The 23,283-nt window shown below is 62.6% G+C and carries 24 protein-coding genes; 11 read left to right on the forward strand and 13 right to left on the reverse strand.

Going from position 1 to position 23,283, the window contains the following annotated elements; genetic code table 11:
- Positions 1–38: 38 nt before the first annotated feature.
- Entirely contained in the window at positions 39–818 is a 780-nt protein-coding gene (locus ACEXP3_RS18365) for an SDR family NAD(P)-dependent oxidoreductase (protein ID WP_377298542.1), read from the reverse strand.
- 145 nt (positions 819–963) lie between these two features.
- Here ACEXP3_RS18365 and ACEXP3_RS18370 point away from each other — a divergent pair, with 145 nt between their 5' ends.
- Positions 964–1,911, forward strand: coding sequence for a nucleoside hydrolase (locus tag ACEXP3_RS18370; protein ID WP_377298543.1), 948 nt, complete (start codon positions 964–966; stop codon positions 1,909–1,911).
- Positions 1,912–1,929: 18 nt separating this feature from the next.
- Here ACEXP3_RS18370 and ACEXP3_RS18375 read toward each other — a convergent pair whose 3' ends face one another.
- The 4 genes from ACEXP3_RS18375 to ACEXP3_RS18390 form a co-directional block, all read right to left on the reverse strand.
- The gene (locus tag ACEXP3_RS18375; RefSeq protein WP_377298544.1) at positions 1,930–2,307 is read right to left on the reverse strand and encodes a helix-turn-helix domain-containing protein; all 378 of its coding nucleotides are present in this window, start codon (positions 2,305–2,307) and stop codon (positions 1,930–1,932) included.
- A gap of 14 nt (positions 2,308–2,321) precedes the next feature.
- Positions 2,322–2,621, reverse strand: coding sequence for a type II toxin-antitoxin system HigB family toxin (locus ACEXP3_RS18380; protein ID WP_377298545.1), 300 nt, complete (start codon positions 2,619–2,621; stop codon positions 2,322–2,324).
- Positions 2,622–2,690: 69 nt separating this feature from the next.
- Entirely contained in the window at positions 2,691–3,617 is a 927-nt protein-coding gene (locus ACEXP3_RS18385; RefSeq protein ID WP_377298546.1) for a pseudouridine-5'-phosphate glycosidase, read from the reverse strand.
- Positions 3,618–3,621: 4 nt separating this feature from the next.
- Positions 3,622–4,740: a carbohydrate kinase gene (locus ACEXP3_RS18390; RefSeq protein WP_377298547.1), complete on the reverse strand. Its 1,119-nt coding sequence runs from the start codon at positions 4,738–4,740 to the stop codon at positions 3,622–3,624.
- 208 nt (positions 4,741–4,948) lie between these two features.
- Between ACEXP3_RS18390 and ACEXP3_RS18395 the strand changes: the two genes are divergently transcribed.
- Positions 4,949–5,344: a DUF1236 domain-containing protein gene (locus ACEXP3_RS18395; RefSeq protein ID WP_210103909.1), complete on the forward strand. Its 396-nt coding sequence runs from the start codon at positions 4,949–4,951 to the stop codon at positions 5,342–5,344.
- A 104-nt stretch (positions 5,345–5,448) separates the two neighbouring features.
- Here ACEXP3_RS18395 and pncB read toward each other — a convergent pair whose 3' ends face one another.
- The 8 genes from pncB to ACEXP3_RS18435 all read right to left on the reverse strand — a co-directional run bounded on the left by pncB (position 5,449) and on the right by ACEXP3_RS18435 (position 14,186).
- The gene (gene pncB / locus ACEXP3_RS18400; RefSeq protein WP_377298548.1) at positions 5,449–6,756 is read right to left on the reverse strand and encodes a nicotinate phosphoribosyltransferase; all 1,308 of its coding nucleotides are present in this window, start codon (positions 6,754–6,756) and stop codon (positions 5,449–5,451) included.
- A gap of 250 nt (positions 6,757–7,006) precedes the next feature.
- Entirely contained in the window at positions 7,007–7,363 is a 357-nt protein-coding gene (locus tag ACEXP3_RS18405) for a hypothetical protein (protein WP_377298549.1), read from the reverse strand.
- 112 nt (positions 7,364–7,475) lie between these two features.
- The gene (locus ACEXP3_RS18410; RefSeq protein ID WP_377298550.1) at positions 7,476–9,104 is read right to left on the reverse strand and encodes an ABC transporter ATP-binding protein; all 1,629 of its coding nucleotides are present in this window, start codon (positions 9,102–9,104) and stop codon (positions 7,476–7,478) included.
- Complete coding sequence (locus ACEXP3_RS18415; RefSeq protein ID WP_377298551.1) at positions 9,101–9,601, reverse strand: type II toxin-antitoxin system VapC family toxin; 501 nt, start codon at positions 9,599–9,601, stop codon at positions 9,101–9,103. Before ACEXP3_RS18415 ends, ACEXP3_RS18410 begins: the two co-directional genes overlap by 4 nt.
- Positions 9,598–9,909, reverse strand: a complete 312-nt coding sequence (locus ACEXP3_RS18420) for a hypothetical protein (protein ID WP_377298552.1) — start codon at positions 9,907–9,909, stop codon at positions 9,598–9,600. Before ACEXP3_RS18420 ends, ACEXP3_RS18415 begins: the two co-directional genes overlap by 4 nt.
- 63 nt (positions 9,910–9,972) lie before the next feature.
- Positions 9,973–11,127, reverse strand: a complete 1,155-nt coding sequence (locus ACEXP3_RS18425) for an ABC transporter permease (RefSeq protein WP_377298553.1) — start codon at positions 11,125–11,127, stop codon at positions 9,973–9,975.
- A complete protein-coding gene (locus ACEXP3_RS18430) occupies positions 11,127–12,206 on the reverse strand; it encodes a microcin C ABC transporter permease YejB (RefSeq protein WP_377298554.1) in 1,080 nt (359 codons plus the stop codon). The genes ACEXP3_RS18425 and ACEXP3_RS18430 overlap by 1 nt, the downstream gene beginning before the upstream one ends.
- Before the next feature lie 141 nt (positions 12,207–12,347).
- A complete protein-coding gene (locus ACEXP3_RS18435) occupies positions 12,348–14,186 on the reverse strand; it encodes an extracellular solute-binding protein (RefSeq protein ID WP_377298555.1) in 1,839 nt (612 codons plus the stop codon).
- 273 nt (positions 14,187–14,459) lie between these two features.
- On the opposite strand from ACEXP3_RS18435, the gene mepA reads away from it, so the two are divergent.
- The 9 genes from mepA to phnN all read left to right on the forward strand — a co-directional run bounded on the left by mepA (position 14,460) and on the right by phnN (position 23,282).
- Positions 14,460–15,425, forward strand: coding sequence for a penicillin-insensitive murein endopeptidase (gene mepA, locus ACEXP3_RS18440; RefSeq protein ID WP_377298670.1), 966 nt, complete (start codon positions 14,460–14,462; stop codon positions 15,423–15,425).
- A gap of 111 nt (positions 15,426–15,536) precedes the next feature.
- Complete coding sequence (locus ACEXP3_RS18445) at positions 15,537–15,911, forward strand: methylglyoxal synthase (RefSeq protein ID WP_377298556.1); 375 nt, start codon at positions 15,537–15,539, stop codon at positions 15,909–15,911.
- Positions 15,912–15,942: 31 nt separating this feature from the next.
- Complete coding sequence (locus ACEXP3_RS18450) at positions 15,943–16,965, forward strand: glucokinase (protein WP_377298557.1); 1,023 nt, start codon at positions 15,943–15,945, stop codon at positions 16,963–16,965.
- 213 nt (positions 16,966–17,178) lie between these two features.
- Positions 17,179–18,963, forward strand: a complete 1,785-nt coding sequence (locus ACEXP3_RS18455; RefSeq protein ID WP_210104162.1) for an ABC transporter ATP-binding protein — start codon at positions 17,179–17,181, stop codon at positions 18,961–18,963.
- Between the two features lie 35 nt (positions 18,964–18,998).
- Positions 18,999–19,820 carry a 4-hydroxy-tetrahydrodipicolinate reductase gene (gene dapB, locus ACEXP3_RS18460; protein ID WP_377298558.1) on the forward strand — a complete coding sequence of 274 codons (822 nt, stop codon included), beginning with the start codon at positions 18,999–19,001 and terminating at the stop codon, positions 19,818–19,820.
- A 23-nt stretch (positions 19,821–19,843) separates the two neighbouring features.
- Positions 19,844–20,479, forward strand: coding sequence for a 2,3-bisphosphoglycerate-dependent phosphoglycerate mutase (locus ACEXP3_RS18465; protein ID WP_210103921.1), 636 nt, complete (start codon positions 19,844–19,846; stop codon positions 20,477–20,479).
- A 348-nt stretch (positions 20,480–20,827) separates the two neighbouring features.
- Complete coding sequence (locus ACEXP3_RS18470; RefSeq protein ID WP_377298671.1) at positions 20,828–21,544, forward strand: DUF1045 domain-containing protein; 717 nt, start codon at positions 20,828–20,830, stop codon at positions 21,542–21,544.
- Positions 21,541–22,680: an alpha-D-ribose 1-methylphosphonate 5-triphosphate diphosphatase gene (locus tag ACEXP3_RS18475; RefSeq protein WP_377298559.1), complete on the forward strand. Its 1,140-nt coding sequence runs from the start codon at positions 21,541–21,543 to the stop codon at positions 22,678–22,680. The genes ACEXP3_RS18470 and ACEXP3_RS18475 overlap by 4 nt, the downstream gene beginning before the upstream one ends.
- 44 nt (positions 22,681–22,724) lie before the next feature.
- Positions 22,725–23,282: a phosphonate metabolism protein/1,5-bisphosphokinase (PRPP-forming) PhnN gene (phnN, locus tag ACEXP3_RS18480; RefSeq protein ID WP_377298560.1), complete on the forward strand. Its 558-nt coding sequence runs from the start codon at positions 22,725–22,727 to the stop codon at positions 23,280–23,282.
- Position 23,283 lies beyond the last annotated feature (1 nt).

Raw genomic sequence — 23,283 nt, forward strand, 5'->3', positions numbered from 1 at the left:
GGGGCGCGCGCGTGCGTACCCCAAATCCTTAAGCTCGCCTATTTGCGCAGCATCTTGCGGGTGAGGCGAAACAGAAGCGCCTTCGGCAGCGCCGCCAGAAGCTTGATCGACACCGCCATCTTCCAGGGAAAGATGATCTCGTAGCGCCCCGTCTTCAGCCCGTCGACGATCGCATCGGCCGCCTTTTCCGACGAGATGAGGAAGGGCATCGGAAAATCGTTCTTCTGCGTGAGCGGTGTGTCGACAAAGCCTGGATTGATGATCCGAAGCCGCACCCCTTCCCGCTCCAGTTCCGGATAGAGCGCCTGGCAGAGATTGTTGAGTGCCGCCTTGCTGGCCCCGTAAAAGCCGCCACCCGGCAGGCCGACGAGACCGGCGACCGAGGCAACGACGGCAATCTCGCCCTGACGGCGCGCAATCATATCGGGAATGACCGCCTCCAGCGTATGCCCCGTTCCGATGACATTGAGGTTGAAGGTGTCGGCGAGATCCCGGCTGTCGAAGGCGCGCACGCTGTCGCGCCTGTAGGTGCCGGCGCAAAACAGCGCCAGATCGATCGGGCCATGGCTCTGGCGCACCGCATCGGCGGTGGCAAGGGCTTCGGCGCGATCGGTCACATCCAGCGGAAAGGCGAAGATCCGCTGAGGATCCTGCGCGGCAAGAGCCGAAAGCTTGTCGGCACTTCGGGCGCTGACGATGACGCGCCAGCCATCGCGGGCAAGCCTTAGCGCCACGGCGCGCCCGATGCCGGAACTTGCGCCGGTCACCCAGGCAAGCTTGCCGCTCTGCGCCGGGCTTGATGTCTCTTTGCTGTCCATGACTGCCTCCGTTTATCTCTCACTACGGATGGCGGCGCGTTTGGTTCTGTCGCGGATGCGAACGCGCGCCCCTTGCCGGGCCGGCCGTGTCATGGCACATCCTTTTGCGCAAAAAGACCGCCGTTCCGCAGAAAGAGATATTGTCATGCCCCAGAAGATCATTATCGATACCGACCCCGGCCAGGACGATGCGCTGGCCATTCTTCTGGCGCTGGCAAGCCCTGAACTGGAGGTTCTGGGGATCACGGCTGCCGCCGGCAACGTGCCGGTGGCGCTCACCTCGAAAAACATCCGCAAGGTCTGCGAACTCGCCGGCCGCCGCGACATCCGCGTCTTCGCCGGCTGCGAAGGCCCCATGCAGGGCAGCCTGTTCACCGCCGAATATGTGCATGGCGCAACCGGCATGGATGGCGCCGACCTTCCCGAACCGACCATGCCGCTTCAAGCCCAGCATGGCGTCGATTTCCTCATCGAGACACTGATGGCGCACGCGCCGGGCACGGTGACCGTCTGCACGCTTGGACCGATGACCAACCTTGCCACTGCGCTGTCCCGCGAACCCGCCCTTGCCGCACGCATCAAAAGCGTCGTGCTGATGGGCGGCGGCCTGTTCGAAGGCGGCAATGTGACGCCGGCTGCCGAGTTCAACATCTTCGTGGATCCCGAAGCTGCCCGCATCGTGCTGTCATGCGGCGCGCCGATCGTGATGATGCCGCTCGACGTCACCCACCAGGTGCTGACCACGGCCAAGCGCGTCGCCGCCATCAAGGCGCTCGGCACGCCGCTGGCCGACGCCGTCACCGGCTGGCTTGAATTCTTCGAGCGCTTCGACGAGGCAAAATACGGCACCGATGGCGGCCCGTTGCACGATCCGAACGTGATCGCCTACCTCCTGAAGCCCGAGCTTTACTCAGGACGCCTCTGCAATGTGGAGATCGAGACCACGTCGGAACTGACCAAGGGCATGACGGTTGCCGACTGGTGGGGCGTCACGCAGCGCCCGAAGAACGCGTTCTTCGTCCGCGACGTGGATGCCGACGGGTTTTACACCCTGCTGACCGAGCGCCTGGCCCGGCTGCCGGCGAAGCCTTGAGACATAGGGTCTAAGACATCAGGCAACGAGAGCGTAGGGCGCAATCAGACTATCGGCCGGAATATGCCAAGCCTGGCGGATACGGTTGATCATGTCGAGCGTCAGCGCCCTCTTGCGCCGGAGCACTTCGGATGCGCGCGGACGCGAGCCGAGAACCTCGGCTAGATCGGCCTGGCTGCGTCCGGTCGTCTGCATATAGAAGGTGAGGAGATCGATGGGATCGGCTGCGGGCAGATCCACCGTCCGGTTCTCGTAAGCCTCGATCAGGTCCGAAAGAATATCGAACCGATCTGCCTCCGGCGAATTCGGCTGAGGTGGATGATCGAAATAGGGCTCAACTTCGGCAAGCGCCCATTCAAGATCGTCCGGGGTTCTGATCGGCCTCACATCCTTCATGAGCCTCACATCCTTCATGAGATTGTCTCCACGTTGATCCTGTCATAATCCGCATGACTGCCAACGAATTTGATCAGCACGCGCTGATACGGATAAGCCACATGCACGACAAGCCGGTATTTGTTGCCGGCGATGTCGAAGATGATGCGATTGTCGCCCACGAAATCCACCGCCGCGCCAAACAGGGCTTTCACATCCGAAGGGGTTTCCCAGCGGGCCGCATTGACCAGCCGATACCATCCGGACAGAGGCTTTCGCGCCTGGGGATGCTTATCCCAAAAATCTCTCAGCCGGGATTTCGCGATGATCTGCATGACAGACACTATTCCCAAAATGGGAACAATTCAAGAGGAAGCGGCAGCGCCGCTTCCTCCCATTTCTCATCAATGGCTCTTCTTCAGCGCCGCATAGGCAACCGCCATGCGGGCGGCAAGCGCTGCGTTGTTTTTGACCAGCGCGATATTGGCCTTCAGGCTTTCGCCCTTGGAAAGCTCGTTGATACGGCCGAGCAGGAAGGGTGTCAGTTCCTTGCGGCCGATGCCGCGTTCTTCGGCCTCGCGCACGGCGTCGGCAATCGTGCCGTCGATGAAATCGGGCGACAGGGCGGCCGTTTCCGGGATCGGGTTGGCGATCAGCAAGCCCGTACCGGTGCCGAGGCGGTGATGGAGATGCATCGCCTGCGCAATCTCTTCGGCCGTATCGAGGCGGTGGTCGGCCTTGTAGCCGCTTTCGCGGGTGAAGAAGGCCGGAAACGCATCCGTGCCATAGGCAATGACCGGTACGCGCTGGGTTTCCAGATATTCGAGCGTCTTGGCGATATCGAGAATGGATTTTACGCCAGCGCAGACGACGGCGGTCTTGGTGCGCCCAAGTTCGGTGAGGTCGGCGGAAATGTCAAAAGTCTGCTCGGCGCCGCGATGCACGCCGCCGACGCCACCAGTGGCAAAGATATCGATGCCGGCAAGATCGGCAAGCAGCATGGTGGCCGAGACCGTGGTGCCGGCCGAGGCCTTACGCACCATGGCAACGGCAAGATCGCGCCCGGAGGCTTTGACCACGCCTTGCGCCTTCGCCAGCGATTCCAGTTCGGCATGCTCGAGGCCTGCCCGCAGCTCGCCATCGATGACGGCGATGGTGGCGGGCACCGCGCCGTTTTCACGCACCACGGCCTCGACGGCAAGCGCGGTCTCGAGATTGGCCGGATAGGGCATGCCATGGGTGATGATGGTGGATTCGAGCGCCACGACCGGGCCACCGGCGCGGACGGCTTCGGCAACCTCGTGGCTGAGTTTCGGCTGAAGAAGGGTCATGAGATTATCCTTTGTGCTCGGCAAGCCGGTGCAGGTTCGCTTCCAGGAAGCGCGGTGAAAGATCGGGATGAACGCTGGCGGCGCTCTCGGTGGTCAGCGCGCCCAGAAGCGCGCCGATGCGGGCGGCGGCAAAACTGTCCTGCCCGGCCATCAGACCGTGCAGGGTACCGGCAATCATGGCATCGCCGGCCCCGGTCATGTCGCGGGGATCTGCCGGCACGGCGGTGGCCGTGCGAACAGCATCCGTGCCTGCGACCGCAATGCCGCGCGCACCCATGGTGACAACGACTTCTCCGGCACCGGCATCGCGCAGCAGACGGGCCGCCTCTGCCGCATCCTGCAGGCTTGCGGCCCCGCGCCGCGAAAGGCGCGCATTGGCCTCGTCGATGTTCATGAACAACAGGTCGATGCCCGTCAGATCCTCGGGCAGGCGCACGACCTTGTGGGTGGACACCGCATCGATGGCGAGCCGGAACCGGGCGCTGCGGCGACGCTGGATCAGATGCTGCAGGGTTTCTGCCGGCAGGTTGCAATCGGCAAAGACGAGACTTGCCGAGGCCAGATGCGACCAGGCGCGGTCGATATGACCGGGCTGGAACAGGTCGAAAATTCCCATGTCGGCAAGCCCCACGACCAGATCGCCGGCCGGATCGAGGATCGCGGCATATTCGGCGGTCGGCTTTTCATCCGTCACCACCACCTGGCTCACATCGATGCCGCGATCGCGCAGATGCGCAAGCAGGGCAGCACCCGTCTCATCATTACCGATGATCGACATGAAGCTCGTCGGAGTGCCGAGAAGCGACAGGTTTTCCGCGACGTTTCTGGCAACGCCGCCGAAGCTGCGCATGCCATCCACCGGGTTGGAGGTTTCCAGAACGATGGCCTGTCGCGCCCGATACTTGCGATCGAACACGGCGCCACCGATCAGCACCGCGCGGCTTGGCTGCGGCAACATATAACCACGCCCCAGCAGATAGCCCTTCTGCACGAGCTGGGCGATGTGGGCCGCAACGGTGGAACGGGCAAGGCCAAGGGCGTCGGCGATCTCCTGCTGGCCGATGAAGGGGTTGTCCTTGATGAGGGCAAAGACGGCGGCTTCCTGCGCTCCCAATTCGTCCATGACATTTGCCTCCGCTTGCTTTCCTCCTCAATAAAACTTTTGACTACGGTGTCAACAATTGTTTTGGACGCGGCGTTTTTCGTCGGCACCCGGACCGCATCCCTCACGGCCTGTAACAGGTGTTTTTGGGCGGTGAATGCCAAAAGCGGAACGTTTTCAACGCTCGTGAATTATTGCACCACCAACATTACAGGAAGAGGAAACAACCATGCGCAAGTTCATTATCGCTTCGGCCACGCTTCTTGCAGCGGGCCTTGCCACCGCTGCCTCCGCCCAGGATGGCACGACGACGGGTGCCGCCGGTGGCGCCATCACCGGTGCGATTGTCGGTGGTCCGATCGGTGCTGCCGTGGGTGGCATTGCCGGTGCAGCCCTTGGCACCGCAATCGACCCGCCGCCGGCAGAAGTCGTTACCTATGTGCGCCAGCAGCCGGCGCCGGCCCCGGTGGTCGTCGAGCGCCAGGTCGTGGTGGGTGAACCTATCCCGGAAACGGTCGTCCTGACGCCGGTTCCCGAGCATCGCGAGTATTCCTATGCGATGGTCAACGATCGGCGCGTCATCGTCGATCCGAAGACGCACACCGTCGTACAGATCATCGAGTGATCCGCATAAAGGCCAACCGGCAAGAGCAGGCTCGCTGAAAAGCGGGCCTGTTTTTTTATTGGGTAAGCAGGAAGCTGCTCACCGACGGACACCTGAAGACAGTTTCAGACGAGGACCGCCTGGTCCACGCGGTCCTGTTGGCCAAAGAAGCGCAGGTAGCGCTGCACCTCGTCCGGCTCTCCCGTAGCCTTCTGCGGATTGTCCGACAGCTTCACGGCCGGCCGGCCATTGGCTTCGCTGACCTTGCAGACAACGGAGATCGGCTTCAGGCCGTCGATCTCGCTTGGCGCACAGCCGGCAAAGTCATTGGTGAGGTTGGTGCCCCAGCCAAAGCTCATGCGCACGCGCCCGGCGAAGTGACGGTGCGTATCGATGATGGCATCGACATCGAGGCCATCGGAAAAGATCAGCAGCTTCTGCTTGGGGTCGCGCCCCATCTTTTCCCACCAGGCAATGATCTTTTCGCCGCCTTCGATGGGCGGCGCGCTGTCGGGGCGAAACCCTGTCCAGTCCGCCACCCATTCCGGCGCATCGCGCAGGAATGCCGCCGTGCCGAAGGCATCTGGCAGCACGATAAGCAGGTTTCCACCATAGAGCCGGTTCCAGTCTTTCAGGACCTGATAGGGAGCGGCCCGCAGTTCCGCATCGGAATTAGCAAGCGCTGCCATCACCATCGGCAGTTCATGGGCATTGGTACCGACGGCTTCCAGATCGGAATCCATTGCCAGAAGAACGTTGCTGGTGCCGGTAAAGCCGGACCCGACGCCTTCCTTCAACGCCTCCACGCACCAGCGCTGCCACAGAAAGCTGTGGCGACGGCGCGTGCCGAAATCGGAGATGCGAAGCCCCGGCAGTGTGCGCAGCCGCTCGACCTTTTCCCACATCTTGGCCTTGGCGCGGGCATAGAGCACATCGAGCGTGAACGGACCGAGCGAGCGCATGGCGGCGCGCGAGCGAAGCTCGTTGATGATGGCAAGCGCTGGAATTTCCCAGAGCGTCGTATCCATCCAGCGACCATGAAAGGTCAGTTCATACTGTCCGTCGCGCTTCGACAGTTCATAGTCGGGCAGCCGATAATTGGCGAGCCAGGCCAGAAATTCAGGCTCGAAGATCTGCGCCTTGCCGTAAAAGCTGTTACCGGCAAGCCAGATCATTTCCTTCTTGGAGAGCTTCACTTCACGGGCATGATCGAGTTGCTCGCGCAGTTCCATCTCGTCGATTTCATCGGCAAGGCGCACCCGCTTGGTGCGATTGATGACGGAAAACGTCACATCCGTGGTCGGATAAAGTTTCCAGATCATCTGCAACATCAACAGCTTGTAGAAATCCGTATCAATGAGGCTGCGGATGATCGGGTCGAGCTTCCACGTGTGGTTATAGACACGCTTGGCGATATCGGTCTTCGTTGTCATGGCTGCCTCTGCCCAGCGCTCCTCCCGGGGAGCGGCTTGCATTGCTTCGAAGGGCGAAGGTATCCATCGAAACCTCCGGCGACGTTATCGAAAAAACACAAGGCAAAGTCCACTGCTATTGCGCAAACGCTCTCTCCGCGCAGAGAAAAGGCAGATGCGGCAGACTCGATAGAAGGCAAGGTTTCCGGCCCGGCGCCAAGCCGGCATTGGAAGCCGCAGCTTTCACTGCGGCTCCCGGCCGTGACTTATGTTACGGCGTGGAAGAAGGCTGCGTTGCCGGGTTGGCCGGCGTCGTATCGCCGGCGGGCGGCGTTGCCGTCTGCTCGGCCGGCGGTTCCATCGACTGACCCCACCATTCGGAGGCGCCCCAGGCGATCAAGGCCAGCACGAGGCCCGCGACCAGAACCATCAGCACCGGGCGCCCGGTATTTCCCTGTCGCGCTTCGGTGGGGCTCAGCGGACGTTCCGCCGCAGGCTGCCCCCCAAGGGGCGGTTCCACCGCACGTGTGGCGCTGCGGGTGAAATTCGGGTCCTGCAGATGCGCCGGCGGCGTGTCGGTTAGCGGATCGGAGCGGGTGTCGTTTAGCGGATCGAGGCGGTTGTTCATGCGCGTGGTCCTTTTCAGGTTCCGCAGGATGAAATCACCCTGGGGTTGTCATGAAAAGGCAACGGGTCGAAGCCGGCTTTGTTCCCGGGGGGGGGGGGGGGGCGCAGGGCGCCTATTGCTGGACATGCGCGGCTTCCACCGCCTTCAGATTAAAGGCGGCCGCCAGAAGCGCGCGGGTATAGGCATTCTGCGGCGCCTCGAAAATCTGCCGCGACGGCCCCTCCTCCATCACCTTGCCGGCGCGCATGACGATGACGTGGTTGGCAAGCGCCTTCACCACCTTCAGGTCATGGCTGATGAAGAGATAGGCGAGATCGTGTTTCTTCTGCAGGTCGCGCAACAGATCCACCACCTGCGCCTGCACCGTCATGTCGAGCGCCGATGTCGGCTCGTCCAGCATGACGAAGCGCGGCTTCAGCACCATGGCGCGCGCAATGGCGATGCGCTGCCGCTGGCCACCGGAAAATTCGTGCGGGTAGCGCCAGCGGGTGGCGGGATCGAGCCCGACTTCCTCCAGCGACCAGGACACCTGCCGGTCGCGCTCGCTCGCGGTCATGTTCGGCTGATGCACCGTCAGCCCCTCGGCGATAATGTCTCCGACCGACATACGCGGCGACAGCGAACCATAGGGATCCTGGAACACCACCTGCAGCTTGTCGCGCAGCGGTCGCATCTCCTTGAAGGAATAGGCACCGATATCGCTGCCGATGAAGCTGATCCTGCCCTGCGACGAGATAAGCCGGGCAAGCGCCAGCCCGAGCGTCGTCTTGCCGGAACCGCTCTCCCCGACAATGCCGACGGTCTCGCCGGCTCTAAGCGTCACGTCGATCCCATCGACGGCCTTCACATGGTCGACCACCCGGCGCAGAAAGCCGGCCTTGATGGGAAACCACACTTTTACATCCCGCCCTTCCATCACGACGGGACGGGTGGGATCGGCAAGCGGCGGTTCGCCGCGCGGTTCAGACGCCAGAAGATGGCGCGTATAGGCATGCTGGGGCCGTTCGAACACCTCTTCCACCGTGCCGCGCTCGACGATTTCGCCCTTCGTCATCACGCAGACCCGATCTGCAAAGCGCCGGACGATGCCGAGATCATGGGTGATGAACAGGATGGACATGCCATATTCCACCTGCAGACGCTTCAGAAGTTCGAGGATCTGCGCCTGCACGGTCACATCGAGCGCTGTGGTCGGCTCGTCGGCGATCAGAAGCTTTGGCCGGTTGGCAAGCGCCATGGCAATCATCACGCGCTGGCGCTGGCCGCCGGACAATTCGTGCGGATAGGCTTTCAACCGTTTTTCCGGCTCGCGGATGCCCACCTGGTTCAACAGGTCGAGCACGCGGGTGCGCGCGGCCGCCCCCGTCACCGCCTGGTGCAGTTCAAGAATTTCCGACACCTGCTGCTCGATCGTGTGCAGCGGGTTGAGCGAGGTCATCGGCTCCTGGAAGATCATGGTGATGTCGTTGCCGCGCACGGCCCGCAGCGCCTGTTCGGGCGCCTTCAGAAGATCACGTCCCTCAAACAGGATCTCCCCGGAGGGATGACTGGCGGACGGATAAGGCAGAAGCTTCAGCACCGAGCTTGCCGTCACCGACTTGCCGGAGCCGGATTCGCCCACCAGCGCCATCACCTCGCCCGGTGCGATATCGAAGGAGACACGATCAACGGCCAGTGACTGCGCGCCGCCCTGATGGAAGGCGACCGACAGGTCACGCACGGAAAGAAGCGGCTGTGTCATGCGGAAATGCTTTCAAGAAGGGTGAGGAGCGACGGCTCGTCGGGACGCAGGATGGTGAGGGGTTCCATGTCGACAGGCCCGAGAAACGGGTGTTCCAGCGCGGGAATATCCAGCAGTTCAAGATCCGCCGTCAGCAATCGTTCGCAGCGGAAGACAAGGGCCGAAGCGAGATGAATGGCATCGGGCAACTTAAGGCGCGGTCTTTGTGCCCTCAGCAGCGGCGCCAGTTCGAGAAGCGGTCCATCGACCTCGCAAACCGAAAGCCATGCGCTGGACATGGCCCAGGATGCGTAGATGGATGCCATCATGCGCTCCTTGTCGCGCAGAGGCTTTACCATCAATTCGGCAAAGGCCAGCCGGCTGGTCAGAAACAGCGGCGCCTGCGCATCGTCCTGCAACGCAAGGATCCGCGGTAAGAGACGTCCCACCGCGCTGCCCGCGTCCCCGAGACTGATCAGCACATTGGTATCGAGGTAGATGGGAGCGGTGCTCCTCATTCATCCGTCCATTCGTCACGAAGTTCGCGGATACGGGCAACCGCCTCTTCCTGCGAGACAGGCGGATAACCGGCAGTTCTGAGCAGCCGAAGCTGTTCCAGCAGGGCATCGGGCGATACCGGCACGCGCTCTTCAGGTTTCTGCGCCCAGAAGTCCCCGGACCATGCTTCAAGCTTTGCTTTCGCCGAAGCGGCGCTCTCTTCTTCCACCTCCAGCACCACGCGCACGGTGGCGCCGGCCTGAAGGCCTTCGCGCAGGTCTGCGGGCAGGTTTTCCACGGGGTAATGCTCACGCACGATCTTGTTCATGGCGTTCCTCTCACGTGCTTGCCTGGCCATCATGCCACAAAACCCCTTCAAACACGATGCGCTTCACCCAAAGGTCTTTCGCGGGTCAAACGCATCGCGCACGGCCTCGCCGATGAAGATCAGAAGCGACAGCATGATCGACATGGTGAAGAAGGCGGTAAGGCCGAGCCAGGGTGCCTGGAGGTTGTTCTTGCCCTGCGCGATCATTTCCCCAAGCGAGGGCGAGCCGGGCGGCATGCCGAAGCCTAAGAAATCGAGCGAAGTGAGCGTTGCAATCGAGCCGGACAGGATGAACGGCATGAAGGTGAGCGTTGCCACCATGGCATTCGGCAGAAGGTGGCGGAACATGATCGTCCAGTCACCGACGCCGAGTGCGCGGGCAGCGCGCACATATTCGAAATTGCGGGCTCTCAAGAATTCAGCGCGCACCACGCCGACAAAACCCACCCACTGGAACAGCAGCATGATGCCGAGCAGCACGAAGAAGCCGGGCGGCAGGATAGCGGCGATGATGAGGAGAATATAAAGGACCGGCATTGAGGACCAGATCTCGATGAAACGCTGTAGCAGAAGATCCGTCCAGCCGCCGAAAAAGCCCTGGATGGCGCCGGCCGTGACGCCGATCAGCGCCGAGCAGACGGTGAGCGCCAGTCCGAACAGAACAGAGATGCGGAAACCGTAGATCAGCCGCGCCGTCACATCGCGCGCCTGATCGTCGGTGCCCAGCCAATTGAGGTTGCCGAGCGTGCAATTGGGATCGGCAGCGCCTTGCGGATAGGCGCTGCAGCGCTCGTCCGCCCCCATCAGCCAGAAGGGTGCAGTGGGGGCGGAATGCGGAATTTCGGAATTCACCGTCTGGTAGGAATAGCGGATCGGCGGCCAGATCATCCAGCCATTGGCGTTGATCTCGTCCTGGATATAGGCGGAGCGGTAATCCGTGGTGGCCAGGAACCCGCCGAACTTTTCTTCCGGATAATTGACGACCACCGGAAACAGCATCTCTCCCTTGTAGGAGACGAGGATCGGCCGGTCATTAGCGACGAATTCGGCCGCAAGCGACAGGCCAAACAGCACCATGAAGATCCAGAACGACCAGTAGCCGCGGCGGTTGGCACGAAAATTCTGCAGGCGCCGCCGGTTGGTGGGCGTCAAAAAGGCCTTGCGCGGCGGCTTGTCCGTGGCAGGCACCAGCGGTGTGGACGTGGCGGGAGCGTTCATCACACCTCCCTCTTTTCAAAGTCGATGCGCGGATCGATCCAGGTGTAGATCAGATCGGAAATCAGGCCGACGACCAGGCCAAGCAGCGAGAAGATATAGAGCGTGCCGAACACGATCGGATAATCGCGGTTGACGATGGCGAGATAACCGAGACGGCCAAGGCCATCGAGAGAAAAGATGTTTTCGATGAGGAGCGAACCGGTGAAGAAGGCCGAGATGAACGAGGCGGGAAAGCCGGCAATCACGATCAGCATGGCATTGCGGAACACGTGGCCGTAAAGCACCCGCCGCTCCGGCAGGCCTTTTGCGCGGGCCGTCACCACATATTGTTTCTTGATCTCGTCGATGAAGGAATTTTTGGTCAGGAGCGTCGTCGTGGCAAAGGCCGATAGCGACAGCGCGATCAGCGGCAGCGTCAGGTGCCAGAAATAGTCGATGATCTTCTGCCACCACGAAAGCTCGGCAAAATTATCCGACACGAGGCCGCGCAGCGGAAACCAGTCGAAGAAGGAACCGCCGGCAAACACCACGATCAGCAGGATGCCGAAGAGGAAGCTTGGCACCGCATAGCCGACAATGATGACGCCGGAAGTCCAGACGTCGAAGGCGGACCCGTCCGTGACCGCCTTGCGGATGCCAAGAGGAATGGAGACGACATAGGAGGCGATGAGGATCCAGACGCCAAGAGAGATCGACACCGGCAGCTTGTCGATGATGAGATCGATGACCGGCGTGTTGCGAAAGAAGCTCTCGCCGAAATCAAACCGGATGTAATTCCACATCATCTCGAGGAAGCGTGTGAGCGGTGGCTTGTCGAAGCCGAACTGCTTTTCGAGCTTGGCTATGAGATCCGGATCGAGCCCCTGGGCGCCGCGATAACGCGATTCCTCGCCGCCGCCACTTTGCGTGAAATCGCCACCACCCGATAGCCGGTCACCGGAATCGGTGCCCTGGATCTGGGCGATCACCTGTTCCACCGGGCCGCCGGGCGCAAACTGCACGACCAGAAAGGAAATGCCCATGATCCCGACAATGGTCGGGATCATCAGGAGAAGACGGCGCAAGATATAGGCGCCCATCAGGCGTTTCCGCTTCGGCCGGCAAGGCGGCCTCTGGTGTCGATCAGCATCAAGGCGTTTGCATCCTTTGCATCTTCGAGATCATGAGAATCAGTGCATAAAAGCGCATTTGGACCCGGCGCATGCCCCGGCGCAAGGTTTTTACGGGGAAGCCTTGGACCACCAGATCGTCGGGAAGCCGATGCCGTATTCCGGCAGCTTGTCCGGATGGGTAATCCGGTTCCAGTAGGCGATCTTCGCCTCACCGGAATAAAACAGCGGCATGACGAAATGGTTGGCGAGCAGCACCCGGTCGAGTGCATGAACCGCCGCCACCTGTTCGGCGCGGTTGGGGGCCGTGTTGATGAGGCGGATCAGCTGGTCGATGGCGGGATCGGCGATGCCGGCGTAGTTGCGCGAGCCCGGCTGGTTGGCGGAGGTGGAGCCCCAGTAATTGGCCTGCTCGTTGCCGGGGTTCATGGTCTGCGCCCAGACCGCCCAGATCACGTCATAATCGAAGCTTCTGACGCGGTTGACATATTGCGAGGAGTCGACCGTGCGGATGGTGGCCTCCACGCCGATCTTCTTGAGGCTTGCCACATAGGGCAGCACGGAGCGCTCCTGCGAGGCGCTGCTGAGCAGGATCTCAAACACCATCGGCTGGCCGGTCTTTGCGTTCACCATCCGGTTGCCCTTCAGCTCCCAGCCGGCCTCCTTGAACAGGCTGATCGCCTTGCGGAAATTGTCGCGCACTTTTTGTGGATCGCCGCCGACAGGGTTGGTGAAGGGCGTGGTGAAGACGGAAGCCGGCACCTTGTCCTTCAATCCGTTCAGGATTTCCAGCTCGCGCCCCTCAGGCAGGCCCGAGGAGGCAAGGTCGGTGCCCCAGAAAAAGCTGTCGACGCGTTTCAAGCCGCCATAGGCGAGGTTCTTGTTGAGGTCCTCGAAATCAAATGCATAGTTCAGCGCCTCGCGCACCCGCGCATCCTTGAACTGGTCGCGGCGCATGTTGGGCACCATGGCCTGCATGATACCGGTGGCGCGGAAGGGATTGGACAGCGCCTCGCGGATCACCCGGCCGTCCTTGACGGCGGCAAAATCATAGCGGGTGGCCCAGCGGCTCGAACTGTTTTCCTGCTGGTAATCGATGGTGCCCGCACGGAACGCCTCGAACTCCACGTCACGATCGGCAAAATAGGTATAGTTGATCGTCCTGAAATTGTTCTGCCCGATATTGATCGGCAGATCCTTGCCCCAATAATCGTCGCGCCGCTCGTAGCGAATGGTCGAACCCGGTTGCACGGCGGCGATCTTGTAGGGGCCGGATCCCATCAGCGGTTCGAGCGTGGTGCGGGAGATGTCGCGCGGCTTGCCGGCGCTGTCCTTTCCTTCCCACCAATGCTTCGGCAGGATGGGGAAATCACCGACGATGGCGGGCAGTTCCTTGTTGTTCTTCTCGTCGAAGCGGAAGGTCACCTCGCGCTCGCCGGTCTTCTCTGCCGCCACCACATGGCGATAGTAGCTACCGAACAGGGTGCTGTTTTCCTTGGCCGCATTGAAGCTGAAGATCACGTCTTCCGGCGTTACCGGCTCGCCATCGGCCCATTTCGCCTCTGGCCGCAGCCGGAAGCTGACGGAAGACATGTCGTCGGGATAGGACAGCGCCTCCGCAAGCAGGCCGTAGCTCACCGACACTTCGTCTTCCGACTGCTTCATCAGCGTATCGAAGACGATTCCGATGCCAACCGCCGGATTGCCGCGGTCGACCAGCGGGTTGAGGCTGTCGAACGTGCCTTCCTCGGAAAGCCGCAGTTCGCCGGTCTTGGGCGCATCCACATTGACATACGGCAGTTGTTTGAAATCCGCCGGAAGCTTGGGCGCCTCCAGAACGGCGACCGCATGGCGCCAGACCGGTTCCTGCGCAAGCGCCAATCCCGGCTGGCCGGCGATGACGGCTGCCGCAAGCACGAAAAATCCGGTTTTCAGGCGTGCCAATCTCATGCGGTGATCCTTTGTCGTTGTTCTTGTGTGGCAATGATAGGCAAAACCCGGCCAAAATACAGCCTGCCACGCTCACAAGCTTTTTATCGGACCGCCATGCTTGCGCCCTCATCGTGATGCGACGGATTAACGGCTGGCGCAAATCAGTCTAGACTTGTGCCGAAAGCCCCGTTCCCTGCAGGTATTTGATCCTTCATGCTGACTGCCGATTTTGCCCGCTGCCGGGCTCTTCTTCTGACCAGCCTTGCCACGCTCGGCCTTGTGACCTCCGGGATGGACTTAAGTGCCAGAGCCGACCAGCCGGCAAAACAGGCGTTCGGCGCCGTGACGCTTCCGAGCGCCGGCGCGCCGCAGCCGATCGGGTCCTATGCCAAGGGCTGCATTTCCGGCGCGGTGGCGCTCGGCGACGACGGACCGCACTGGCAGGCCATGCGGATTTCCCGTAACCGTCACTGGGGCATGCCGCAGACGATCTCGCTTCTGGAACGCCTCTCGCAGGATGCGGTGCGCATCGGCTGGGGCAACGGCATCCTGATCGGCGACATGTCGCAGCCGCGGGGCGGGCCGATGGCATCCGGCCACGCCTCCCATCAGGTCGGCCTCGATGTCGACGTCTGGTTCACGCCGATGCCGGCCAAGCGGCTGACGCGGGAACAGCGCGAAACCATTCCTTTCACCTCCATGCTGGACAAGAGCCGCTTCCTCACGGTCAACGAACGCCGCTTCACCCCGACGGCCGCCCGCCTTGTGATGACGGCGGCAAGCTATCCGCAGGTGGAGCGCATTTTTGTCAATCCGGCCATCAAGAAGAAGCTCTGCGAGGCCTGGACCGGCGACCGTTCGGCGCTCGGCAAGGTGCGCCCGATGTACGGCCATGACGAGCATTTCCACATTCGCCTTGCCTGCCCGCCGGGTCTTGCCAGCTGCAAGCCGCAGGCGCCGGTGGCCGCCGGCGACGGCTGCGACAAGTCGCTGGCCTGGTGGTTCACGCCCGAACCCTGGGCAAAGCCGAAGCCCGATCCCAACCGCAAGCCGCCACCGCCGCCCCGGCCGGTCATGGTCTCGGACCTGCCCAAAGCCTGTGCGGCCCTTCTGACGGCGCCGGCCTCCACGGCGGCGGCCGCTTACCAGGCTGCTCCGCCCGCGGCCGCTCCTTATCCTGCCGGCGAGGATGCGTCGGACGCCGCCGGCGTGCCGGATGACATGGAGGCGGTTCCGCTGCCACGGGCACGCCCTTGAGGATTGCCGCCAGATCTGGCTTTGCAACGATATAAACGGTTTAATCCCTTCCCTTCGGGCCGGTCTTCGGTATAGAAATCGCGGCCCGATGGAAATCCGAGGAACGCATCCGTGCCGGAAAAGCCCTGCATCGCCCTGATCGCGCATGATCAGAAAAAGGATGAGATGGCGCAGTTTGCCAAGCGCCATGAGCAGGCGCTTTTAAAGTTTCGCATCGTGGCGACCGGCACCACCGGCGGGCGCGTTCTGGAAGCGGCCCCCAGCCTTGACGTGACCCGGCTGAAAAGCGGTCCCCTTGGCGGCGACCAGCAGATCGGCGCGCTGATTGCGACCGGCGAAGTTTCCATGCTGATCTTCTTCACCGACCCGCTGACGCCCCTGCCGCACGATGTCGACGTCAAGGCGCTGACACGGCTTGCCACGGTCTACGACATTCCGATGGCGCTCAACCGGGCGACCGCCGAAAAGCTGATCGACTTCCAGTAAGACCCGCCCACCCGGACGACGGAGCCCTTTGATGGCAAGACCTCAGGACAGTGACAAGCCCGCCTTCCCGATCCTGATCGGCGATATCGGCGGCACCAATGCGCGCTTCTGGATCCTGACGGATGTGTTTGGCGAACCGCAGCAGTTTCCCAACATCCACACCGCCGATTACGACACCATCGATGCCGCCATTCAGGCCGAAGTGCTGGACAAGACCGCACAGCGGCCGAAATCGGCCATTCTGGCCATTGCCGGCCCGATTGAAGGCGACGAGATTCCGCTCACCAATTGCGACTGGGTAGTGCGCCCGAAGCAGCTGATCGATGATCTCGGCTTTTCCGACGTGCTGGTGATCAATGATTTCGAAGCGCAGGCGCTGGCCGTTGCCTCGCTGCCGGAACACTACCGCGATCCGATCGGCCCGGTCACCACGGCGCCTGTGTTTTCGCGCGTCGTGCTCGGCCCCGGCACCGGGCTTGGCGTGGCAGGCCTTGTGCATGCGCAGGAAACCTGGTTTCCGGTGCCCGGCGAAGGGGGCCATGTGGATCTCGGCCCGCGCAGCGACCGCGATTACCAGGTCTTCCCGCATATCGAGCGCATCGAGGGCCGGGTGTCGGCGGAACAGATCCTCTGCGGCCGCGGCCTCGTCAATCTTTACCGCGCCATCTGCATGGCCGACGGCATCGAGCCCGTCCTGTCCATTCCGGCCGACGTGACCGCGCACGGCCTTGCCGACAGCAATGCCCAGGCCGCGGAAACGCTGCGCCTCTTCGTCACCTATCTCGGCCGCCTTGCCGGCGACATGGCGCTGGTGATGATGGCAAAGGGCGGCGTCTATCTGGCGGGCGGCATTTCTCAAAAAATCCTGCCGGCGCTGAAGCGACCGGAATTCAGGGCAGGCTTTGAAGACAAGGCGCCGCATTCAGCGCTGATGAAGCACATCCCAACCTTCGTCGTGACCCACCCGCAGGCCGCCCTTGCCGGCCTTGCCTCCTTTGCCCGCACGCCGCAGCATTTCGGCATTGCCACTGAAGGCCGGCGCTGGCGCCGCTGATGCCGGGTGCTGCCGGGAAAGACCGGAATGCAACAGGCGCCGGGAATCGTGGCCGGGCGCTAGCCAAGAATGCCGTGACTGGTTAAGACCGCCACAGGTTATGACCCGGGCGCGGCATGAAGCTGCGCCTCAATCTCTTCGATTTACGCAAGTCCGGATACAAAGCCGCTCACGCACTTTTGGCTCGGACATGCTCTGGATGGGAACGTCTTGTTGGAAGCAGTCGATACAGCCACGCAACGCAAGCCCCATGTCGATTCCGGCACCGTCACCAGCGTGCTTCGGCGCATCATTGCGGAAAACGGTCGTGAGCATGTGCGCGGTTATGCCTTTGCAATCCTGTGCCTGGTGGTCGTCGCACTGTCGACGGCCTTTACCGCCTGGATCATGGAATCCGTCGTCAACGAGGCCTTCGCCAACAAGCGCGCCGATCTCGTCTGGATGATCTGCGGTGCCATCTTCATCGCCTTCGTGCTGCGCGGCCTTGCCACCTACGGGCAGGCGGTCACCCTGTCGAAGATCGGCAACAATATCGTCGCCGAATACCAGAAGCGCCTCTATACGCATCTCATGAAGCTGTCGGTGGGCTTCTTCAGCGAATCCCGTTCGGCGCATCTGGCCGCCCAGATCAGCCAGAACGTCAACGGCATCCGCGACGTGCTGAACCTCACCGTCACCTCCACCGCGCGTGATTTCCTGACGCTGATCTCGCTGATCGGCGTGATGGTCAGCAAGGATCCGGTGCTGTCGCTGATCGTCTTCGGCGTTGCCCCGCCGCTTCTTTATGCGCTGCGCTATGTGTCGAAGCGCCTGCGCAGCGCCACCCGCGAATCGGTAGAGCTGAACAGCCATGTCGTGGGCGCCATGCAGGAGACGATCCAGGGCATTTCCATCGTCAAGGCGTTCACGATGGAAGCCCAGTTGAGCAACAAGGTAAACGGCATCATCGGCGACGCGGAAAACCGCGCCAACCGCATTGCCCGCCTGTCGGAGCGCACCTCGCCGCTGACCGAAACCTTTGCCGGGCTCGCGATCTCGAGTGTTCTCGCCTATGCGGCCTTCCGCTCGATCTATGACGGCGTGCCGCCGGGCGCCTTCTTTGCCTTCGTGGCCGCACTTTTGATGGCCTATGATCCGGCCCGCCGGCTTGCCAAGCTGCAGGTGCAGATGGAGCGCGCCGTCGTCAATGCCCGCATGATCTACACGATCCTCGACCTGCAGCCGCAGCAGCGCGAACGCCCTGGCGCCAAGGATCTCGTCGTCACGAACGCGACGATCGAACTGAAGGGCGTCAGCTTCCGCTATGGCAATGGCGACAACATCCTGAAAACGGTCGATATTGTTGCCGAAGGCGGCAAGACGACGGCGCTTGTCGGCCCCTCCGGCGCCGGCAAATCGACGATCATCTCGCTCATCCCGCGCTTCTATGATCCGGCCGAGGGGGCGATCCTGATCGACGGGCAGGACATATCGCACGTCACCAAGGCGTCGCTGCGCCATCACCTCGCCTATGTCTCGCAGCAGCCCTACCTCTTCGAAGGCACCATCCGCGACAACATCCGCTACGGCCGCCCGGAAGCGACGGATGCGGATGTGGAAGAGGCGGCGCGCCTGGCCTATGCCCATGATTTCATCCTTGCCCAGCCGCAAGGCTATGACACCCCGGTCGGCGAAAACGGCGTGACGCTGTCCGGCGGCCAGCGCCAGCGCCTGTCGATTGCCCGCGCGCTGGTGCGCAACGCCCCCATCCTTCTCCTCGACGAGGCAACCTCGGCGCTCGACAACGAATCGGAAGCCGCGGTCCAGAAGGCACTCGACACCGCCATGAACGGCCGCACCGTCGTCGTCGTCGCCCACCGCCTGTCCACGGTCGTCAAGGCCGACAAGATCGTCGTGATGGCGGAAGGCCGCGTGGTGGAAGAGGGCGATCATGAAAGCCTTGCGCGACGTCCGGACGGGCTTTACGCTCGCCTCAACAACCTTCACACGCCCATCTGACGGGCACCCCACACACAACGGAGCCGAATTTCCGCATGAGCGAGCATGACATGAAACTGGTGGTCGTGGGCGCGGCCGGACGTATGGGCCAGACCATCATCCGCGTCATCCAGGACATGCCGGGGGTCAAACTGCATGCGGCCGTGGAGCGGGACGCTTCGCCCTTCATCGGCAAGGACGCCGGCGAACTGGCCGGCGCCGGCTTTCTCGGCATTCCGGTCACATCCGATCCGCTGGCCGCCTTTCTTCATGCAGACGGCGTCATCGATTTCACCTCTCCGGCAGGAAGCGTGGAGTTTGCGGGCCTTGCCGCCCAGGCGCGCATCGTCCACGTCATCGGCACCACGGGTTGCTCCGAGGCCGATGAGGAAAAATTTGCCGCCGCCGCCCGTCATGCCCGTGTCGTCAAATCCGGCAATATGAGCCTTGGCGTCAATCTTCTGGGCGTCCTGGTGGAAAAGGCGGCAAAGGCGCTGCCGGCTGCCGGCTGGGATATCGAGGTGCTCGAAATGCATCACAAGCACAAGGTGGATGCGCCCTCCGGCACGGCCCTTCTTCTGGGCCAGGCGGCGGCCAAGGGGCGCGACATCGACCTCAAGACGCAGTCCGTTCGGGTGCGCGATGGCCATACCGGCGCACGCGAAACCGGCACGATCGGCTTTGCGACACTGCGCGGCGGTTCGGTGATCGGCGAGCATTCCGTCATCCTCGCCGGCGAAGGCGAACTGGTGACACTCTCCCATTCGGCGCTCGACCGGTCGATCTTTGCCCGTGGCGCCGTGTCGGCGGCCCTTTGGGCCCGGGCTCAAAAACCCGGCTTCTATTCCATGCTCGACGTTCTCGGGCTTTCTGACTGATCTCAACATTCCTGGAGGATTACATGAGCGGAACACTCGTCCTTGTTCGTCACGGCCAGAGCGACTGGAACCTCAAGAACCTGTTTACCGGCTGGAAGGACCCGGAACTGACAGAGCTTGGCGTGGAAGAGGCCACCACCGGCGGCAAGGCGCTGGCCGATACCGGCATCAAGTTCGATATCGCCTTCACCTCGGTTCTGAAGCGCGCGCAGGAAACCTGCCGCATCGTTCTCGACAAGGTCGGTCAGCCCGATCTTCAGACCATCCGCGACCAGGCGCTCAACGAGCGTGATTACGGCGATCTTTCCGGTCTCAACAAGGATGATGCGCGCGCCAAGTGGGGTGAGGAGCAGGTGCATATCTGGCGCCGGTCCTACGACATCCCGCCGCCCGGCGGCGAAAGCCTGCGCGACACCGGCGCACGCGTCTGGCCCTACTACCTCACCGAAATCCTGCCCCGCGTGCTGCGCGGCGAAAAGGTTCTGGTGGCCGCACACGGCAATTCGCTGCGCTCGCTGGTGATGGTTCTTGACCGTCTTTCGAAGGAAGAAATCCTGAAGCTCAACCTCGCGACCGGCGTGCCGATGGTCTACACGCTGAACGCCGATTCGACCGTGGCGTCGAAGGTTGTTCTGGGCGACATGTCCGGCGCCCACTGAGCCGCCCGGTTCCGACATTTCGAAGCGCTGCCGGCCTCCGGCGGCGCTTTATTTTTTCCCAAGACTTACTTGGCGTACCAGTAGGCGCTCAAAAGACCGCTTGCGGCAAAAACCGAGAGGAAAGTGGTGATGAGAATGCTCGTTTCCATTGACCTGTCTCCTGTCTTTCAAGGTTGTCCTGTCTTCTTCTTGCAAGGTGAACGCGCCAAAAGCGAATTTGGTTGCGAGGTCGCGGCACGGCGAGAGCAAAGGCGCGCTCATTGACATGCTTGCGTCACAGCTTTCCGCTAGCAGCAGGCACGCGATCCGTTAGACTTCCCCGCAGCAACAGAAGTGATTCCCCCGCCCGTGCGTTACGCCGTCTATTTCACGCCTCCCCAGGATGACCCGCTGACCCGCGCCGCCGTTGCATGGCTTGGGCGCGATGCTTTTGCCGGCGCCGCGATGACACCGCCTTCCGATGCAGGCATGGCGCTTTCCGACTGGGAAGCGCTGACGGCCGATCCGCGCCGCTATGGCTTTCATGCGACGCTGAAAGCGCCCTTCACGCTCGCCGAAGGCTGCAGCCCGGCAGACCTTGAGGCAGCCTTCGAACGTTTTTGCGCGCAAGCGGCGCCGGTCGTCATCCCGAAGCTGGTGCTTGCGCAACTTGGCCTCTTCTTTGCCCTGGTGCCCGGGATCGGATCGTCAGAGGGCGTGGATAGCCTCTGCGCGGCCGTGGTCGAGGCGTTCGAGCCGTTTCGCGCAGCGCTGTCGCCGGAAGACATTGCACGGCGTCGCCCCGAGCGACTGACGGAGCGGCAGCGCGCCCATCTCGATCGCTGGGGCTATCCGTATGTCTTTGATGAATTCCGCTTTCACATGACGCTGACCGGCCCCGTTGCCGAAGCAGATCAACCGCGCATGCGCGATCTCCTCACAGAACGTTTTTCAGCCTTCACCGACCGCCCCCTGCCCGTTTCCCATCTCGGCCTGTCGGTCGAACCGGAACGCGGCGCCGCCTTTGCCATTGCGCGCCTTGCGCCGCTGTCCGGCAAGGCGAACACCGGAGAGACCATCGCATGAGCCACGAACTGATCCTGACCAATGCCCGCGTGGTGCTTGAAGACCAGATGCTGGACGGCAGCGTTCAGGTCAAAGACGGCCTGATTGCCGATATCAGCGAAGGCCGCACGACAACCGGCGAGGACATGGATGGCGACTACCTGATCCCGGGTCTGGTGGAACTCCATACCGACCATCTGGAGACCCATTATTCGCCCCGTCCCGGCGTGCGTTGGGACACGACCTCGGCCATCCAGTCGCATGACGCGCAGATCGCGACCTCCGGCATTACCACGGTGCTCGACTGCCTGCGGCTGGGCTCGGACGAGGACAGCGGTTTTGCGCGCGGCGACATGCGCGCCCTGGCCGACGCCATTGCAGCCGCCGACGCGGCCGGACGCTTGCGGGCCGACCACCTGATCCACCTGCGCTGCGAGGTTCCCTGCGCCGACGTGCTGGAACAGTTTTCCGATTTCGAGGGTGATCCCCGGGTCCGGCTTGCCTCCCTGATGGATCATGCGCCTGGCCAGCGGCAGTTCCAGTCGCTCGACCAGTATATCTTCTTCTACAAGAAGAAGCGCGGCATGACGGACGAGGCCTTTGATGCCTTTATCGAACGGCGCATGGCCGCATCGGCGCAATATTCCGCGCCCCACCGCGATGCGATTGCCGCCCGCTGTGCGGCGCTTGGCATTACCGTTGCAAGCCATGACGACGCGACGCTTGCGCATGTGGCCGAAGCAGAAGGCCACGGTGTGCGCCTTGCAGAATTTCCGACAAGCGAAGCCGCGGCCAAGGCCTCGCATGCGGCCGGCATGAGCGTGCTGATGGGCGCGCCGAATGTGGTGCGCGGACAGTCGCATTCCGGAAATATCGCCGCGCGCGATCTGGCGGAGCTTGGCGTTCTCGATGTCCTGTCGTCTGATTATGTGCCGTTCAGCCTGCTGCACGCGCCCTTTATCCTTGCCGACACGGTGGATGGGCTTAGCCTGCCGCAGGCGATTGCCATGGTGAGCGCGACGCCGGCCAGAACCGTCAACCTCAACGATCGCGGCCGAATCGCGGCCGGACTTCGGGCAGATCTCGTGCGCGTGCATCGCAGCCATGGCGTGCCGATCACCCGCGCCGTGTGGCGCAGCGGCCGGCGGGTTGCCTGATGCAACAGCCACCCGCGAGAGAGACCGCGACAGCTGGGGGCACGATGGCGGTGGTCGTCGGCCCGAGCGGCGCCGGCAAGGACACGCTGATCGGCTATGCCGCGGCCTATTTTACGCGTGATCCGCGCGTGTCCTTCGTGCGCCGGTGCATTACCCGCGATGCCTCCGCCGGCGGCGAAGACCATGAGGGGATGACGCCCGAGGTCTTTCTCGCCGCAGAGCAGGCCGGCGAATTTGCCGTGTCCTGGCATGCGCACGGCCTTCATTACGGCATTCCGCGCCGCACGAAGGAGGCGCTTGCGGCCGGCCAGCTTCTGGTTGCCAACGGCTCGCGCTCGGCGCTGCCGCTATTTCAGGCGGCCTATGACCAGCTTCTGGTGATCAACATCACGGCTCGCCCGGACATTCTGGCCGAACGGCTGATGGCGCGCGGGCGCGAAACCCGCGACGACATCCTCGCCCGGCTGCAGCGCGCAACGCTGCCGCTTTCCGGAGATTACCGGGTCGCCACGATCGACAACAGCGACAGCGTCGAAAAGGCCGGCGCGGAACTGGTGGGAATTCTGACGGAAAACCTGACAGCCCCTCGAATCAGCCAGTAGA

Source organism: Neorhizobium fuzhouense, from assembly GCF_042611105.1.
GTDB lineage: Bacteria > Pseudomonadota > Alphaproteobacteria > Rhizobiales > Rhizobiaceae > Neorhizobium > Neorhizobium galegae_A.